13 protein-coding genes are annotated in these 16739 nt (G+C 61.2%); 5 read left to right on the top strand and 8 right to left on the bottom strand.

Translation table 11 applies throughout. From position 1 onward, the window contains the following. Positions 1–61: 61 nt before the first annotated feature. Positions 62–1378 (bottom strand): xylose isomerase, encoded by a 1317-nt coding sequence (gene xylA, locus K0H48_RS11055; RefSeq protein ID WP_219267494.1) that lies wholly within the window; start codon positions 1376–1378, stop codon positions 62–64. Between the two features lie 139 nt (positions 1379–1517). On the opposite strand from xylA, the gene K0H48_RS11050 reads away from it, so the two are divergent. Continuing rightward, entirely contained in the window at positions 1518–2699 is a 1182-nt protein-coding gene (locus tag K0H48_RS11050; protein ID WP_219267493.1) for a XylR family transcriptional regulator, read from the top strand. A gap of 164 nt (positions 2700–2863) precedes the next feature. On the opposite strand, the gene K0H48_RS11045 is transcribed toward K0H48_RS11050, so the two are convergent. The 4 genes from K0H48_RS11045 to K0H48_RS11030 form a co-directional block, all read right to left on the bottom strand. Beyond that, positions 2864–4129 carry a carbohydrate porin gene (locus tag K0H48_RS11045; RefSeq protein ID WP_219267492.1) on the bottom strand — a complete coding sequence of 422 codons (1266 nt, stop codon included), beginning with the start codon at positions 4127–4129 and terminating at the stop codon, positions 2864–2866. Between the two features lie 67 nt (positions 4130–4196). Then, positions 4197–6605: a glucose/quinate/shikimate family membrane-bound PQQ-dependent dehydrogenase gene (locus tag K0H48_RS11040; RefSeq protein WP_219267491.1), complete on the bottom strand. Its 2409-nt coding sequence runs from the start codon at positions 6603–6605 to the stop codon at positions 4197–4199. A 272-nt stretch (positions 6606–6877) separates the two neighbouring features. Next, on the bottom strand, positions 6878–7765 hold the full coding sequence (locus K0H48_RS11035) for a proline iminopeptidase-family hydrolase (protein ID WP_219267490.1): 888 nt from the start codon (positions 7763–7765) through the stop codon (positions 6878–6880). 101 nt (positions 7766–7866) lie between these two features. After that, entirely contained in the window at positions 7867–8742 is an 876-nt protein-coding gene (locus K0H48_RS11030) for a bestrophin family protein (RefSeq protein WP_219267489.1), read from the bottom strand. Between the two features lie 324 nt (positions 8743–9066). On the opposite strand from K0H48_RS11030, the gene K0H48_RS11025 reads away from it, so the two are divergent. After that, positions 9067–9957, top strand: coding sequence for a hypothetical protein (locus tag K0H48_RS11025; protein ID WP_219267488.1), 891 nt, complete (start codon positions 9067–9069; stop codon positions 9955–9957). Continuing rightward, on the top strand, positions 9947–10987 hold the full coding sequence (locus K0H48_RS11020; RefSeq protein WP_219267487.1) for a GGDEF domain-containing protein: 1041 nt from the start codon (positions 9947–9949) through the stop codon (positions 10985–10987). Before K0H48_RS11025 ends, K0H48_RS11020 begins: the two co-directional genes overlap by 11 nt. A gap of 4 nt (positions 10988–10991) precedes the next feature. Here the strand turns inward: K0H48_RS11020 and K0H48_RS11015 are convergent, their stop codons facing one another. Genes K0H48_RS11015 through K0H48_RS11005 form a run of 3 tightly spaced genes read right to left on the bottom strand, consistent with a single transcriptional unit; the run spans position 10992 to position 14219 of the window. After that, positions 10992–11669, bottom strand: a complete 678-nt coding sequence (locus tag K0H48_RS11015; RefSeq protein WP_219267486.1) for an SOS response-associated peptidase family protein — start codon at positions 11667–11669, stop codon at positions 10992–10994. A gap of 42 nt (positions 11670–11711) precedes the next feature. Then, complete coding sequence (locus K0H48_RS11010) at positions 11712–12434, bottom strand: FadR/GntR family transcriptional regulator (protein ID WP_219267485.1); 723 nt, start codon at positions 12432–12434, stop codon at positions 11712–11714. 48 nt (positions 12435–12482) lie between these two features. Continuing rightward, positions 12483–14219 carry an IlvD/Edd family dehydratase gene (locus K0H48_RS11005; RefSeq protein WP_219267484.1) on the bottom strand — a complete coding sequence of 579 codons (1737 nt, stop codon included), beginning with the start codon at positions 14217–14219 and terminating at the stop codon, positions 12483–12485. A gap of 192 nt (positions 14220–14411) precedes the next feature. On the opposite strand from K0H48_RS11005, the gene K0H48_RS11000 reads away from it, so the two are divergent. Then, entirely contained in the window at positions 14412–15734 is a 1323-nt protein-coding gene (locus K0H48_RS11000; RefSeq protein ID WP_219267483.1) for an MFS transporter, read from the top strand. Positions 15735–15749: 15 nt separating this feature from the next. Next, a complete protein-coding gene (gene araD1 / locus K0H48_RS10995) occupies positions 15750–16739 on the top strand; it encodes an AraD1 family protein (RefSeq protein ID WP_219267482.1) in 990 nt (329 codons plus the stop codon).

The following is a 16739-nucleotide window of genomic DNA, read 5'->3' as shown; positions in this document are numbered from 1 at the left end:
CCCGCTCGCCACACAAGCCCGCTTACCACACAAGCCCGCTTGCCACGGAAGCAGCTGGCGGTCAGGTGTAGATAAACCGGTTGACCACGCCTTCGAGCATCTCCTGGCGACCACTCACGGCCTGCGGGTTGAGTGCTTGGGCAAAGGCATGTTCAGCCAGGGACTCCAGGCTGAACTCACCGGCCAGCACCGCTTGGCCCAGGGGTTGCTGCCAGCCGGCATAACGCTGGTCCTTGAACTGCTGCAAGCGGTCGTTCTGCACCATGGCCGCGGCACGCTCCAGCGACAGGGCGAGCACATCCATGGCGGCGACGTGGCCATGGAACAGGTCAATCTCATCCAGGCTCTGGCGGCGCACTTTGGAGTCAAAGTTGTAGCCGCCGTTCTTGAAGCCCCCAGCCTTGAGGATTTCATAGGTGGCCAGTGTCATCTCCTCGACACTGTTGGGGAACTGGTCGGTGTCCCAGCCGTTCTGCGGGTCGCCACGGTTGGCGTCGATGCTGCCAAAAATTCCGAGGGACACGGCGGTGGCAATTTCATGGTGAAAACTGTGCCCGGCCAGGGTGGCGTGGTTGGCCTCGATGTTCACTTTGATCTCGTGCTCCAGGCCGAACTCATGCAGGAAACCGAACACCGTGGCGCTGTCGTAATCGTATTGGTGTTTGGTTGGCTCCTGGGGCTTGGGTTCGATCAGCAAATCACCCTTAAAGCCGATCTTGTACTTGTGCTCCACCACCATGCGCATAAAGCGCCCGAGCTGTTCGCGCTCGCGCTTGAGGTCGGTGTTGAGCAGGGTTTCGTAGCCTTCGCGACCGCCCCACAGTACATAGTTGGCGCCCTTGAGGCGTTGCGTGGCGTTCATCGCGCTGAACACCTGGGCGGCGGCGTAGGCAAACACCTCCGGGTCCGGGTTGCTGGCGGCGCCAGCGGCAAAACGCGGGTGGCTGAAGCAGTTGGCGGTGCCCCACAGCAACTGGATGCCGGTCTGTTCCTGATGGCGCTCAAGGTGGTCGACCATCTGTGCGAAGTGGTTGCGGTATTCCTTGAGCGAGCTGCCTTCGGGCGCCACATCGGTGTCATGAAAGCTGTAGTAATCAATGCCCAGCTTGGAGAAAAACTCGAACGCTGCTTCAGCCTTGCCGATAGCCACTTCCATCGGCTCACCGCTGCGCTGCCACGGGCGCTTGAAGGTACCCATGCCGAACATGTCCGCTCCTGGCCACACGAACGTGTGCCAGTAGCAGGCGGCCATGCGCAGGTGTTCACGCATGGGCTTGCCGAGGATCAGCTTGTTGGCATCGTAATGACGAAAGGCGAGGGGGGAGTCGCTGTCGGGGCCTTCGAAGCGAACCTTCTCGACACCTGGGAAGTACGGCATGGCGTTTTCCTTATTGTTCTTGGCGGTGCCCCGATACTAGCAACGGCCTGTGGCTCGAAGATTATGAAAGTCACCAAGCCATGGTGCGATTTTGAGTAGAGAGGGCTAGGCTGTCACGACCGGCTCAAGGACAAAAACAATGAAAACCCTACCGCCCGTGCACCGCATCGCCCTGTTGTTCAACGGCAGCAAAATCTACGACCGCGGCATCATCACCGGCATCGGCAATTACTTGAGCAGTACCCGTGCGTCCTGGGATTTGTTCCTGGAAGAAGATTTTCTGTGCCGGCTAAGAGGCATCGAACGCTGGCAGGGCGACGGCATCATTGCCGACTTCGACGACCCGCTGATCGGCGAGGCGCTGGCCGATATTCATTTGCCGGTGGTGGCGGTGGGTGGCTCTTATGAGGATGCGCGTGCCTATCCCAAAGGCATTCCGTATGTGGCCACGGATAACTACGCGTTGATCAAACTGGCTTATGAACACTTGATTGAGGCGGGGCTGACCCGCTTTGCCTGCTTCAGCCTGCCCGAAGCCCAGGCCAACCGCTGGGCGCAAGAGCGCGAGAAAGCCTTTCGCCGCCTGATGCAACGCGATGGTTTGCAGGTTGAGGTGTACCGTGGGCTGGGCACCAGTGCGCCGCTGTGGGACAGCGCGGTGGAGCAGCAGATTGCCTGGCTGCAAGCCTTGCCCAAGCCCATCGGCATCATCGCCGTCACCGATGCCCGTGCCCGGCAATTGCTGCAAGCCTGCCTGACTGCCGGCATCGCCGTGCCGGAACAGGTCGCGTTGATCGGCATCGACAACGACCCGCTGACCCGCACGCTTACGCGCGTGCCGCTCAGCTCGGTGATCCAGGGCACCGAGACCATGGGCCGCACGGCCGCTGCGCTGCTGCACCAGATGCTGCACGGCAAACCCTGCGCGGGCACGCAGATCCTGGTGCCGCCGGATGCAATCAATGTGCAGGCGTCCAGCCTGCATCAACCGTTGGGCAATCCCTATGTGATGCAGGCGTTGCTGTTTATCCGCCAATACGCTTGCCAGGGCATCAAGACCGCTCAGGTGGCGGCGTATGTGGGTGTGTCGCGCTCATCCCTGGAGTCGCACTTTCGCAAGGTGCGTGGGTGCAGCGTGCATGACGAGATTCTGCGCTTCAAACTTGCGGCAGCAGCCAAGGGCCTGGAAGACCACGCGTTGGCGATCGCCGACGTTGCCCACAATTGCGGCTTTAAATCGGCGCAGTACCTGCACACGGTGTTTCGGCGTGAGTTTGGCTGTACGCCGCGTGAGTACCAGCATGGAGCAAGTACCTCGTAGAACAACTGTGGGAGCTGGCTAAGATCGTTCCCACGTTCCACGTGGGAATGCATCCCGTGACGCTCCGCGTCACACAGGCGCAGGGGGCGGGACGCGGAGCGTCCCATGAGGCATTCCCACGCAGAGCGTGGGAACGATCCTCAAGCCCTTGAAAGAGCTGACCTTTAGAATACGGCCTTGACCTGCAAACCCAGCACCAGCGCGTTATCGATGCTCTCACCGGAAAACGCCCCCGGCTCGATGATGTATTGCACATCCGGGCGCAAGGTCAGCCACGGCGTGGCCTGGTAGCCATAACTGAGTTCGATCAATTGCTCGGCATTGTTCAGATTGGGGTAGTCTGCCCCGGCATTGAACGCCGCCAACGCCTGCACGTCACGGCTGCGTGGGTTCGGCACCGCGCGGCCATAACCCAGGGCGACGGTGTCGCGTGGGCGGCCTTCAAATGGCTTGTACAGCACCACGCCTGCGCCGTACCACTTGCTGAACGGTGAAGCCGCTTCGCTGGCCGCCGAATATTGGCCGAACGCGTGCAGCACACGGCCTGCGGATGTGCTGGAAGCCCAGACGGCCTGGTCGATCAGCAGGTAATGGCCGCCGCGCCCGTTGACGTCTTGGTGGCTGCCGATGCGCTTCACATCGGAGCTGTCGTAGTAATAACCCAGCTTGTACTCACCCGGCAGCGTGCCCGCGTGTTTGTACACCAGTTCGGTCGGCACCACGGTGCCGGTGGTGTGTTTGGGGGCCAGGCGCCAGGCACGGCTGGAGTTGCCGTTGCTGTCAGGGTCGACATTGAAGGCCGCCACGCGCAGCTGCCAGTTCGGCGAAAAGTCGTATTTCACCCGCGCACCCAGGCGTGCATTCGGGTAGTTGGTCCAGCCGCTGCCACCGGACATGTTCAGCGGGTGCCCGCAGAAACCGGCGTTCATGAAGTTGCACAGGATGCCGCTGTCGAGGCCGCCGAGGTCATTGCCCATCGCCATGTAACCGAGCTTGATGTTCAGCGCGGGGGTGAACAGCGTGCGCTCGTAGCTCAGCTCGGTGAGCCGGGTGTAGAGGCCGCCGTAGTTTTCCTGGATCGGCAGGCGGTTGCCCACCAGGTCTTCGGAGGCGCTGTTGCCGCGCCGGTCATTGATGGTCAGTTGAATGCGGTCGCCATTGGTCAAGCCGTAGAGTTTGCCGAGGTCGAACTGCACACCCAGCTTGATGTTCTGCGAGTAGCGCGCTGAGCGGTGTTGGCCGCCGTCGGCGTTGTAGGCGGTCTCGCCGCTGTAGTCGCCGGTGAAGCGGACACCTTGCTCGTCGAGTTCACGGCGCAGGCCGCCCCAGTCGCCGGTCAGGGTAGTGTCGTCGGCTTGCACGGGCAGGGCGGCAGCAAAGGCCAGGCCCAGCACCAGGCGGCCGAAGGGCATATGAGAAGTGAGGGTCATGCGGGGTCTTCCAGGCTGCATGTACACAAAGGAGTGCGCGGTGCGGGAGCACCGCGCGAACAGAGGGTTACGGCAGGGCGTAGGCGATCACGTAGTCACCGCGATCAGTGGACTGGCGTGCACCGCCGGCGGTGATGACGATGTACTGTTTGCCGGTTTTAGGCGACACATAGGTCATCGGGCCGCCTTGGCTGCCCACTGGCAGGCGGGCTTTCCAGACTTCATCACCGTTGCCGCTGTTGAAGGCGCGCAGGTAGAAGTCCTGGGTGCCGGCGATAAAGATCAGCCCGCCCTGGGTCGACAAGGTGCCGCCCAGGGTTGGCAGGCCAACCTTGATCGGCAGGTGCATGCGGATGCCCAGCGGGCCGGTGTCCTCAACAGTGCCGACCGGCACTTGCCAGGCGATCTGCTGAGTCTTCATGTCGATGGCGGTCAGGGTGCCGAACGGCGGCGCCTGGCACGGAATGCCGGCCACCGACAGGAAGCGGTTTTTGTTCACCGCATACGGCGTGCCTTTAAGCGGTACGGCGCCCATGCCAGTGTTCAGCGCTTCGCCACCGGAGGCGGCCTGGGCCTTGTTCTGCGACGGCACCATCTGGATCCACAGGCCCAGGCGCATGTCATTGACGAAGATAAAACCGTGCACCGGGTCGGTGGAAATACTGCCCCAGTTCATGCCGCCCAAAGAGCCCGGGAAGCTCAGCGACTTGTCAGTCCCTGGCGCGGTGTACAGGCCTTCGTAGCGCATGCCCTTGAAGTCGATACGGCACAGCAATTGGTCGAACGGCGTGGCGCCCCACATGTCCGATTCGGTCAGCGTCTGCGCGCCGATCTGTGGCATGCCCACCGATTTAGGCTGGGTCAGCGAGTAAGGCTCGTTGGGGATGTTGGCGGCCTTGACAGGTACTTCCTTCACGTCGGTCAGCGGCTTGCCGGTGGCGCGGTCGAGCACATAGATCTGTCCGGCCTTAGTGCCGATCACCAGCGCCGGCACGGCCTTGTCGCTGCCCGGCGGGGTGAAGTCGATCAGGCTCGGCTGCATCGGCAAGTCGAAGTCCCACAGGTCATTGTGGACGGTCTGGTACACCCACTTTTCTGCGCCGGTGGAGGCGTCCAGCGCCAGCACCGAAGCACCGTATTTGTGGTTCAGTTGGGTGCGTTCAACGCCGTAGATGTCGGTGGACGAACTGCCCATCGGCAGGAAAACCGTGTTCATCAGCGGGTCATAAGACATCGGCGCCCAGCTGTTCGGCGTGCTGCGCACATAAGTGCTGCCGGCTGCCGGGGCTTGCTTGTCTTCGGGGTTGCCCGGGTCGAACGCCCAGCGCATCTGGCCGCTGATCACGTCGAAGCCGCGGATCACACCGCCGGGCATATCGGTTTGCACGTTATCCGCCACGCGGCCGCCAACCACCACGGTGGTGCCGGCGATCAAGGGGGCCGAGGACAGCTGGTAGTAACTGTCGGGTACATTGCCCAGGCCGGCCTTGAGGTCCACCTGGCCGTGGGTACCGAAGTCTTCGCAGAATTTGCCGGTGTCGGCATCCACTGCGATCAGGCGCGCATCAATGGTGTTGGTCAGCAGGCGGCGTTGGCATTGCGCCCCGGCCGGTACGCTGGCGGCAATGATCGGCGAGCTGTTGGGTTGGGTTGGCTGGGCAAGCGGCGCGGTGGCGTCGAAATACGCCATGCCACGGCAACGCTGCCAGACTGCCGACTTGGCGTTGACTTCGTTCTTCCACAGTTCTTTGCCGGTGTCGGCATCCAGGGCGATCAGGTTGTTGTGCGGGGTGCAGATAAACACCTTGTTGCCGATCTGCAGGGGCGTCAGTTGGTCCTCGGCGCCGTTGCCATCGCTGATCGCCACGTCGCCGGTGTGGTAGGTCCACGCCACTTTGAGCTTATTGACGGTGTCGCGGTTGATCTGGTCCAGCGCCGCAAAACGGCTGCCACCTTCGGTGTTGCCGTAATGCGCCCAGTCTTTCTGTGCGTCGGCAGCGGCCACCGGCGTGATGCCTGGGCCTTTGCCGGTGGGCGCAACGCTTGGGTGCGCCACGAACATATTGCCCGCCGCCACCGCCACGCCGACTGCCAGCAGGGCGGCAACGCCATAGGCACCGCGCGCAGGCCGGCCGACCAGCAACGGATACACCAGCGCCACCACCAGGCCGATCACCGCAAACATGAACAGCCGCGAAAACAGCGGCCAGTACACCAGGCCCACATCCGCAATCGCCCACACGGCGGTGCAGACCAGGAACGCGGCGAACAGCCATGCACCCGCCGGCTTGCGCCGCGCAATCAACAGGCCGGAAATGGCCATGGCCACGCCACCGACCAGGAAGTACCAGGAACCGCCCAGGCTGACCAGTTTGGCGCCGCCCACAGCCAGCGCTACGCCGAGCAGGGCGATAACCACGCCCAGGCCCAGCAGGAGAAATCTAGAGGCGCCAGCGGCGCGCGATGCTCTTTTCATGTCGACAGGACTCGAAGGTGAGAGGGCAAAGACGCGATTTTAGCAATATAAGTAACCAGTTAGTACATTGTGCTGCGTAATAGTCTTTTACAAATGCGGGCACAACAGCAAAGCCCTGCTTCGCAGGGCACCGAGGCGAATGCAGATTTCCCCTGCGACAAAGGTCAACTGTGGGAGCTGGCTTGCCTGCGATAGCAACAGTGAATTCACCACCGCCATCGCAGGCAAGCCAGCTCCCACATAAACCCCGTTCCACATGGGCTTGTCGGTTATTACTCCACGTGCGCCAGAAACGCTCCCACACACGCCATGCACGCCTCACGCTCTTCAACATGCGGCATATGGCTCGACGCCTCAAAAATCTGCCAGCGCACGTCGCGGATACCATCGGCAAACGGCTGTACCGTGGCAGGCGTGGCTTCATCAAAGCGTCCGGAGATCAACAGCGTCGGCACCTCGATGCGTGGCAGGCGCTCGATGATGCTCCAGTTGCGCAGGCTGCCGATCACATGGAACTCAGTGGGGCCGTTCATGGTGTGATACACGGTGGGGTCGTCGTCGATGGCGGCATTGGTGCGCAGCACTTCGGCGGGCTCCGGCTGGAGGCGGCAGACGTGGCGGGCGTAATACACATCCGAGGCCGCGCGGTACTCGGCGCTGTCGGTGGTGCCGGCCGCCTCATGGCGCAGCAGGGTGGCTTGCACCTCGGCGGGCAGCGCCTGGCGCAGTTCATTCGCGGCGGCGCACCACAGGTCCATGGAGGCGGGCGAATTGGCGATGATCAATGCCTTTAACCCGGCGGGTTGGCGTACCGCGTGTTCAGCCCCGAGCATGCCGCCCCAGGACTGGCCCAGCAGCGCGTACTCGCGGATGTGCAGGTGCTCGATCAGGTTGTTCAGTTCCGCCAGGAATAACTCCACATTCCAGAAGTCAGCGGGTGCGTCGCGCAGATGCGTGGAGCGGCCATTGCCGAGTTGGTCGTAGTGCACCACCGCGCGCCCCGTATCGGCCAGGTCCTTGAAGCTGTCGACGTAGTCATGGGTGCAGCCGGGGCCGCCGTGCGCGACGATCAAGGGCAGGCGCCCGGACTTCAAGTCGCCGGTGACCCGGAACCATGTCCGGAAGCCACGGAAATCGGCATAACCTTCGTGAACCTGCATGCTGTGTACCTCCTTGGATAGATGCGCTACAGGCTAGTCAAAACCGCGCTCCAGGGGCACTGGTAAAAATGATAGGTTCTGAGCTTAAAAGCACCCTGTGCTTAAGCCAGCGCATCACGTTGCATTGACTGCAGGTTCTTCTCGATGGTTTCGCAGATGGTTTCCATCTGGATCTGGTGTTCGCTGGAATGAAACGGGCTTTGCAGGTCGGTGCCGATGCGTTCGATCGCCAGCAGCATAAAGCCCACCACGGTCGAGGCCAGCGGCGTGAACCAGCCCAGGGATTCCACCAGGCCCACCGGCACGATCAGGCAGAACAGCGAAATAAACAGCCGCGGGAAATACACGTAAGGGTAGGGCAGCGGCGTATTGGCGATACGCTCCATGCCGCCCTGGGCGTTGGACAGGTCCACCAATGTCGACTCCAGCCGCGCCAGACGAATACTGTCCAGGTGCCCGGCCTTGTATTCGCGGGCCAACAACGTCGCCGAGCCGGTGAGGATGTCATTGGCAAAGTTGTTGGTGGCGCCGTTACGCGCAAACTCTTCGGCGGGGATAAATGCACGCACTTCATCCGGGCACGGCCGGCCCTTGAGGTGCGCCGCCAGGCAGTTCACATAGGCCACATGGCGGCGCAACAGGGTGGCCTTGACCGGGTTCACCTCGCCCTCGGGATCTTCCAGCAGCGTCAGCACCTGGCGGGCAAAACTGCGCGAGTTGTTCACCATCGCGCCCCATAACGTGCGTGCTTCCCACCAGCGGTTATAGGCGCTGCTGTTTCGAAAACTGATCAACACCACCAGCGCCGAACCCAGCAGGGTCAGCGGCATCAGCGGCAAGTTGATCTTGGTGGTCAGGAACAACATGAAATCGACCGTGACGGCCACATCCCATAACAAAAGCCAGAACAAGGCCCAACCCACATAACCCATGGTTTTGATAATCAGACGGTACTTTTTGACGATGGCGGCTTTCAAACGAGGACCTCACGGCGGGCGATGGGCAATAAACACCCTAGCTCGGACGCGCGTAGGCGGTGAAAGGTTCGCGGTCATATTTCTGGCGCCATTTATTGGGTCTGCGTCCCACACAATCTTCGCACTGCTAATTCAAGCAAGTGCACCGCTCGCGCGTTAGCAAATAGCCCAGGAAGTGCAGTTGGAACAACTTTGGTAATGATGCTGTGCCGCGCGGCAATCACTGTACATTGGCCCCAAAGGCAAAGCGCCATCAGGGGCCGTTTTACGACGTGATTTGTTTTGGGACCTGACTACGTGAACTTCGTAGTCTAGATCAGTGGGATGAAGTTGGTTGATCAGGGCTCTTTCATGCGCGTCAGTTCGTTAAAGTTGGATATCAGTAATACTGCACATGCACTTGAACGTCATGAGGACTTTGAATCTTGTATTCGGGCGCATTATCAGGTGCTTCTTGGCCCTTACTCGAAACGGCCGTTTTTCTACAAAAGTGCAATGAAATACAGCCGTTTGATGGTCTCCTTTGCACTCTTGAGCGAGTACTTTTCCAAACCGACAGCCTTGCTGTGCGAGGTGAAAGCCTTTTGCGTGGCCCGGGGGTATTGCTCAAGAAACAGCCTGGAGTCGATCTTCCTGCTGTTTCGGGCGCTGGGCTTCATGGTGATCGACGCGCACCCGGAGGACAGCCGGTTCAGGGTGTACGCGCCCTCGGACGAAGCCTGTCGGGAAGTGCGGCTGATGCTCACCTCCATCACCGACTCACTGGCACTGATGTGCCCGCAGAAGGGGCTTTTTCAAACGATGTGCGCGATGGATGATCGTGAGTTTCTGGCTGTTTATTTCAAAGGTTTCGCACAGCTGCTGAGCAATGAACTGACCGTGGATGTGCTGCTGCCAGAATGCTATTGGCTGGTGAAGAAAGACGCCGGGCATCTGTTGATGCTGGCGATTTATAACGATGCCTTTACGCCTGAAAACGGCGAGATAACCTTCAAGTCGTCATCTTATCTTGCCCTCGCCCAACAACTGTCGGTGTCGAAAACCCACGTTATTCGAATGGTTCGGGAGGGCGTCGAGAAGGGCTATTTTAAAGTGCATGCTAAAAAACAGCTGGAAGTGCTGCCTGCTTTTATCCGCCTGGTAAGACGGTTCATGGCGTTTTCATTTGCGGTCGGCCTGCATGCGGTTGAAAGAGGGGAGAAGGATGCCCGCTAACTTGAAGTTAAGGCCGAGGATGCGCAGGCTACTGTCACCGGCGGTGACGCAGGCCGAGTTGATAGGGATTATTGCCTGGCTAGGCGTATTGTTAATTCATCCGGCCATGCAGCTGGATATTTATTTAGTGGCCATCACCCTGGGCCTGTCGGGTGTGTGCTGCCTGCACCGCATGACCGCCAACTTTTTTCTGTGGCGAGTGTTGGGTGGCATTTACGGGGTGCTGCTGTCGGTGGGTTTTGCCTATGTGATCAGCACGCATGGGGAGCTGCGTATTTTTGCCTTGCCATTGGCAGTCACCCTGGTGATCAGCAGTGCCATCCTGTTCATCAGTGCTCAGGATTATCTGATCTGCGTCACATTGGTCTGGTTGATTCTGTGGCCCTGCATGCAGGTGGATATTTACGCGGGCGCCCAGGTCTACCTGTATATTTTTTGCGCCGCGTCGATCTCCGTGGGTTTTATCCTGAATTTCTCCTACTTGAAGAACTTGCGATCGGTATTGCTGGTAGAGAGTGAGTTTCGCGAAATGGCCGAGACGGACTACCTGACCTCCATTCTCAATCGGCGTGCCTTCATGCAAAGCTTCGATGCGTTGATTGCCAGCGGCCAGCGTGGCTATTTCATGATGTTGGATATCGACAGTTTCAAACAGAAAAATGACCTGTACGGGCATGATGTGGGTGACAGGATTCTCTGCTCGATGGCCACCTGCCTGAAAACCACCCAAGGCAGTCACAGTTTCGGCAGGATCGGCGGCGAAGAGTTCGGCGTGCTGTTGTTGGGCGACGACCCGGCCGTTGCCTGTGATTTCGCCCGGGATTTGTTACAGGCCATCCGAGGCAGCGTGGCGGCGCCGCACAACTACACCTGCAGCGCGGGAATGGCGCGGTTTTCGGCGGGGGACGAGATGTCGGCGGTACTCAAAAACGCTGACCGCAACCTGTATGGCGCCAAGCATAATGGCAAGGACCGGGCCTATCTGGAGGGCAAGCCGATTGAGCTGCAAGAGCGTGCAGCGGTGCAATGAGTACTCAGCGTGGCTGGATCAACGCTGGCCCATTGTTGCGTGTGTTGCCCACCGCACTGTCTACCTTGAACCATTCGAACACGTCTGCCGGCTCGCCCTGCAACAGCACCATCTGCTCGGCGCGACTGCGAGAGGTGGCCGGGTCCAGCCACTCACGGGCCAGCTCAGGGGTGAACACCACCGGCCTGCGGTCGTGGATGTCGACCATGCCACCGGCGCTGTCGGCGGTGATGATCACGAAGCCATCGTGTGCGCCCGCGCCTTCATCTGCGTCGGGCAACTGGCCGATGGCGGCACAGAATACCGGCGCAGCGTCGCGGCGGCGAATCAGGTAGGGCTGCTTTTTTGCGCCGCCTTCATCCACCCATTCAAACCAGTTGTCGACAGGGGCAATCGCGCGATGCGGCCAGATCGCACGAAAGAACGCGCCGTGCGCGACCTTCTCAACGCGGGCGTTGATCGGCAGCAGGCGCTCTTTGCTCCAGTGCGGGCGCCAGCCCCACCGCACCGGGTCAGCGTGCAAAAGGTCATTGTCCAGGTGCAGCAACGCCACAGGTGTGGTCGGCGCCACGTTGTAGCGCTCAAGCGGCTGGTCGCCGACGCTATTGGCCAGGGCATTGGGCATGCTCAGCGCCGCCACAAAGTCATGAATACCGCGGTACTGCGAAAGTCGTCCGCACATGGCCGGTCCCTCGAACTGACCTCCTGAGCGTAGACGATGAATCTACAGTGGCGTGAGCACGTTCATCACCGTGTCCAGCGCCACCCGCGTGTCATCCAGTTGCACCAACGAAGCGTGCCGGGCGCCGAGGGCGTCACGGTTCTGGATGGCGGTGAGGATCGCTTTGTGGCGGGGCAGGCTCAGGCCCTGGATGTCGGGGCGGCGGTTGGTGATGTTGATCGATTCGCGCAGCGGCAACGACAGCATGTTGCACATGTAGGCGAGCAGATCGTTGCGGGTCGCATCGGCGATGGCGCGGTGGAAGTCGAGGTCGGCCTGCAGCAGCTCGTCGTGGGTCTTGGCGGTTTCCATGCCCAGGTAGGCGGTTTCGATGGTGGCGATGTCTTCGGCGGTGGCCGTGGTCGCCGCCATGGCGGCGATTTCCGGTTCGAGGATGCGCCGCACACCGGCCAGGGTGTTGAAGAACTCGCTGTGGGGTGTGGACTGCATCAGCCAGGACAGCACGTCCGGGTCAAGCAAATGCCATTTCACCCGTGGCCGCACCACCGCGCCCACCCGTGGTTTGGAGTACACCAGGCCCTTGGCGCTGAGCACGCGGGTCGCCTCACGCAACACCGAGCGGCTGACCTGGTATTCCTCGCACAGCGTGGCTTCCATGGGCAGGCGTTCTTCGGGCTTGAAGCGCCCGGAAACGATGTGCATGCCCAAGTCCTGAACGATCTGGGCATGCTGGCTCTTGCGCGGCTTGGGCGGCTGGTGATCCATAACGACGGGGAGGCTCTGGCTTAGGTTCGCGGCATCATAGCATCCCAATTAGTGGGAATGCCGGGGGACTTCGGCGCCACGGCAGCCCACCAGGAAGTCGAAGTCGCAGCCTTGATCGGCCTGCAGCACGTGGTCGATATACAGTTGGCGGTAGCCGCCGACGATCAGGTTTTGCGGCGGCGCCAGGTCAGCCATGCGCGCCGCCAGTTCGGCGTCGGGGATATCCAGGTGCAGGCGGCCGTTGGCGCAGTCGAGCTCGATCCAGTCACCTTCCTGCACCGTGGCCAGCGGCCCGCCGGCGGCGGCTTCCGGCGCCACATGCAACACCACTGTGCCGTAGGCGGTGCCACTCATGCGTGCATCGGAAATCCGCACCATGTCGGTCACGCCCTGGGCCAGCAACTTGGCGGGCAGGCCCATGTTGCCGACTTCGGCCATGCCCGGGTAACCCTTGGGCCCACAGTTTTTCATGACCAGAATCGAGTTGGCATCCACGTCCAGCGCCGGGTCATTGATGCGTGCCTTGTACATGTCGAAGTTCTCGAACACCACCGCGCGGCCACGGTGCTGCATCAACTCGGGGCTGGCGGCGGAGGGCTTGAGCACGGCGCCCAGCGGCGCCAGGTTGCCGCGCAATACGCAAATACCGCCGTCGGCACGGATCGGGTTATCGAGGGTGCGAATCACCTCGTCCTGGCCGTAGATCGGCGAGTCCTGGGTGTTCTCGCCCAACGACTTGCCATTCACCGTCAGGGCATTCGGATGCGGGATCAGGTTGGCTTCGCCCAGGCGCCGCAGCACGGCCGGCAGGCCGCCGGCGTAGTAGAACTCTTCCATCAGGAAACGCCCCGACGGCTGCAGGTCGACGATGGTCGGCACGCCACGGCCCATGCGGGTCCAATCGTCCAGGTCGAGTTCGACACCGATACGCCCGGCGATGGCTTTAAGGTGGATCACCGCATTGGTCGAACCGCCGATGGCCGCGTTCACCCGGATCGCGTTTTCGAATGCCTCCTTGGTAAGGATCTTCGACAGCTTCAAATCTTCACGCACCATCTCGACCGCGCGCATGCCGGACATATGCGCCAGCACATAGCGCCGCGCATCCACCGCCGGAATCGCCGCGTTGTGGGGCAGGGACGTGCCCAGAGCTTCGGCCATGCAGGCCATGGTCGACGCCGTGCCCATGGTGTTGCAGGTGCCCGCCGAGCGCGACATGCCGCCTTCGGCCGCAAGGAAATCGTCAAGGGTGATGGTGCCGGCCTTGACCTGTTCGCTCAGTTGCCACACCACCGTGCCCGAGCCGATGTCCTGGCCCTTGTGCTTGCCGTTGAGCATCGGCCCGCCGGTGACCACGATGGCCGGCACGTCACAACTGGCCGCGCCCATCAGCAGCGCCGGGGTAGTTTTGTCGCAGCCGGTGAGCAGCACCACACCGTCGATAGGGTTGCCGCGAATGGCTTCTTCCACATCCATGCTTGCCAGGTTGCGGGTGAGCATCGCGGTGGGGCGCAGATTGGACTCGCCATTGGAGAACACCGGGAATTCCACCGGGAAACCACCGGCCTCGATCACACCGCGTTTGACGTGCTCGGCGATCTGGCGGAAATGCGCGTTGCACGGGGTCAGCTCCGACCAGGTGTTGCAGATGCCGATGATCGGTTTGCCATGGAACTGATGGTCGGCAATGCCCTGGTTCTTCATCCAGCTGCGGTACATGAAACCGTTCTTGTCGGCGGTACCAAACCACTGGGCGGAGCGGAGGGCGGGCTGTTTATCAGGCATGATCGACTCTCTTATTGTATGACTATATGTTCTATGTTCGCTTAAACATAAGCGCAAAATCGTGAGTTTGGAAGTGTTGTTTTGCAAATAGTCATACTATATAGTCCAGCTCAAGTGAGGTATGACCCTGGCGGATTTCCGCGAGAGGCAGCCCCCGAGCTTCTATAAAAACAACAATCGGAGATCGACCCCATGAGCCAGGAATTGCGGCTTGTTCGGCGTATCACGCTGAAACTGATTCCCTTCCTGATCCTGCTGTACCTGATCGCCTACGTAGACCGTTCGGCGGTGGGGTTTGCCAAGCTGCACATGGGCGCCGACGTCGGCATCGGCGATGCCGCCTATGGCCTGGGGGCGGGGTTGTTCTTTATTGGCTACTTCCTGTTTGAGATTCCCAGCAACCTGATGCTCGACCGTTTCGGCGCGCGGCGCTGGTTTGCACGGATCATGCTGACCTGGGGCGCCATCACCATCGGCATGGCCTTTGTGCAGGGGCCGCACAGTTTCTATGTGATGCGCTTTCTGCTCGGCGCGGCCGAAGCCGGGTTCTTTCCGGGCGTGCTGTACTACATCACCCAGTGGTTCCCGGTGCGCCATCGCGGCAAGATCCTGGGGCTGTTCATCCTTTCCCAGCCGATTGCCATGATGATCACCGGGCCGGTGTCCGGCGGCCTGCTGGGCATGGACGGCATCCTCGGGCTGCACGGCTGGCAATGGTTGTTTATCGTGATTGGCACGCCGGCGTTGCTGCTGACCTGGCCGGTGCTGCGCTTTCTGCCGGACGGCCCCAAGCAGGTCACATGGATGAGCGAAGACGAGAAAACCTGGCTTACGGGTGAGTTGGCCAAGGACCTGCAAGCCTACGGCCAGACCCGCCACGGCAACCCGCTGCATGCCCTCAAAGACAAACGCGTGTTGCTGCTGGCGCTGTTCTACCTGCCGGTGACCTTGAGCATCTATGGCTTGGGCCTGTGGTTGCCGACCCTGATCAAACAGTTCGGCGGCACTGACTTGATGACCGGCTTCATCTCGGCCGTGCCCTATATCTTCGGCATTATCGGGCTGCTGATCATCCCGCGCAGTTCCGACCGCTTGAACGATCGTTATGGCCACCTCGCCGTGCTTTATGTACTCGGCGCCATCGGCTTGTTCTGCAGTGCCTGGCTGAGCGTGCCGGTGCTGCAAATGGCGGCGCTGTGCCTGGCGGCATTTGCCTTGTTTTCCTGCACCGCAGTGTTCTGGACCTTGCCCGGGCGGTTCTTTGCCGGTGCCAGCGCGGCGGCGGGCATTGCGCTGATTAACTCGGTGGGCAACCTCGGTGGTTACATCGGCCCGTTCGTGATCGGCGCGCTCAAGGAATACACCGGCAACCTGGCTTCGGGCCTGTATTTCCTGGCCGGGGTAATGGTGTTCGGGCTGGTCTTGACCGCTGTGGTGTACCGCGTGCTGGAGCGCAAGCACGTGCTGCCTGCCGAGCAATTTGCCGCCAGCGCCAGAGGCGCCACACGTACTTAATCCTGGAGAAGTTTGATGCGTTTAGTTCAGTTCGAATTGCGTAACGGTGAGCGTCGTGTCGGCGTGGTGCAAGGCAACACAGTGCGCGAAGTGCAAACCGCGCGCAGCGTGCGTGAATTGGCGCTGGCCGCCATCGACGCCGGTGTGGGCCTGGCGCAACAGGTCGACAGCCTCGGGCTGGGCGACAGTTACGACTACGCCGCGCTGTTGGCGGACCTCAAAGTCCTGCCGCCGCTGGACCATCCTGACCCGGCGCACATGTTGATCAGCGGCACTGGCCTCACGCACCTGGGCAGCGCCTCGGCTCGCGACAAAATGCACCAGGCCGGTGACGACAGCGCCTTGACCGACACCATGCGCATCTTCAAATGGGGCGTGGAGGGCGGCAAACCGCCGACCGGCCAGGCCGGCGTGCAACCGGAATGGTTCTATAAGGGCGATGGCAGTATTGTCGTGCGCCCAGGTCAGGCGTTCCCGGTGCCGCCGTTTGCCGAAGACGCCGGTGAAGAGCCGGAAATCGGCGGGTTGTACGTGATCGGCCGTGACAGCAAGCCGTATCGCCTGGGTTATGCGGTGGGCAACGAGTTTTCCGATCACGTCATGGAACGCAAGAATTACCTGTACCTGGCCCATTCCAAGTTGCGCAGTTGCAGCTATGGCCCGGAGTTGCGCGTGGGTGAGTTGCCAGAGCATCTGGCGGGCACCAGCCGCATCCTTCGAGACGGCCAAGTGCTATGGGAAAGCGAATTTCTCAGTGGCGAGGCGAACATGTGCCACAGCCTGGAAAACCTCGAGTACCACCATTTCAAATACAGCCAGTTCCTGACCCCGGGTGACGTGCACATTCATTTCTTCGGCACCGCCACCTTGTCATTCGCCGACGGTATACGTACCCAGCCGGGGGATGTGTTCGAGATCAGCCAGGCCGAGTTCGGCGCGCCGCTGGTCAACCGGGTCGGCAAAGCCGAGGCGGCGTTCGAACCTGGCACTGTTATCAGCCTTTAA

The organism is Pseudomonas sp. Xaverov 259 (assembly GCF_019352915.1).
Taxonomy (GTDB): domain Bacteria; phylum Pseudomonadota; class Gammaproteobacteria; order Pseudomonadales; family Pseudomonadaceae; genus Aquipseudomonas.
This window is presented reverse-complemented; position numbering and strand designations above follow the sequence as displayed.

Bases quoted from the DNA above. Each gene is read 5' to 3' on its own strand.
- K0H48_RS11025 (WP_219267488.1), top strand. From the start codon at position 9,067: ATGAAGTTGGTTGATCAGGGCTCTTTCATGCGCGTCAGTTCGTTAAAG.
- K0H48_RS11015 (WP_219267486.1), bottom strand. From the start codon at position 11,669: ATGTGCGGACGACTTTCGCAGTACCGCGGTATTCATGACTTTGTGGCG.
- xylA (WP_219267494.1), bottom strand. From the start codon at position 1,378: ATGCCGTACTTCCCAGGTGTCGAGAAGGTTCGCTTCGAAGGCCCCGAC.
- K0H48_RS11035 (WP_219267490.1), bottom strand. From the start codon at position 7,765: ATGCAGGTTCACGAAGGTTATGCCGATTTCCGTGGCTTCCGGACATGG.
- K0H48_RS11010 (WP_219267485.1), bottom strand. From the start codon at position 12,434: ATGGATCACCAGCCGCCCAAGCCGCGCAAGAGCCAGCATGCCCAGATC.
- K0H48_RS11020 (WP_219267487.1), top strand. From the start codon at position 9,947: ATGCCCGCTAACTTGAAGTTAAGGCCGAGGATGCGCAGGCTACTGTCA.
- K0H48_RS11005 (WP_219267484.1), bottom strand. From the start codon at position 14,219: ATGCCTGATAAACAGCCCGCCCTCCGCTCCGCCCAGTGGTTTGGTACC.
- K0H48_RS11040 (WP_219267491.1), bottom strand. From the start codon at position 6,605: ATGAAAAGAGCATCGCGCGCCGCTGGCGCCTCTAGATTTCTCCTGCTG.
- araD1 (WP_219267482.1), top strand. From the start codon at position 15,750: ATGCGTTTAGTTCAGTTCGAATTGCGTAACGGTGAGCGTCGTGTCGGC.
- K0H48_RS11045 (WP_219267492.1), bottom strand. From the start codon at position 4,129: ATGACCCTCACTTCTCATATGCCCTTCGGCCGCCTGGTGCTGGGCCTG.
- K0H48_RS11050 (WP_219267493.1), top strand. From the start codon at position 1,518: ATGAAAACCCTACCGCCCGTGCACCGCATCGCCCTGTTGTTCAACGGC.
- K0H48_RS11000 (WP_219267483.1), top strand. From the start codon at position 14,412: ATGAGCCAGGAATTGCGGCTTGTTCGGCGTATCACGCTGAAACTGATT.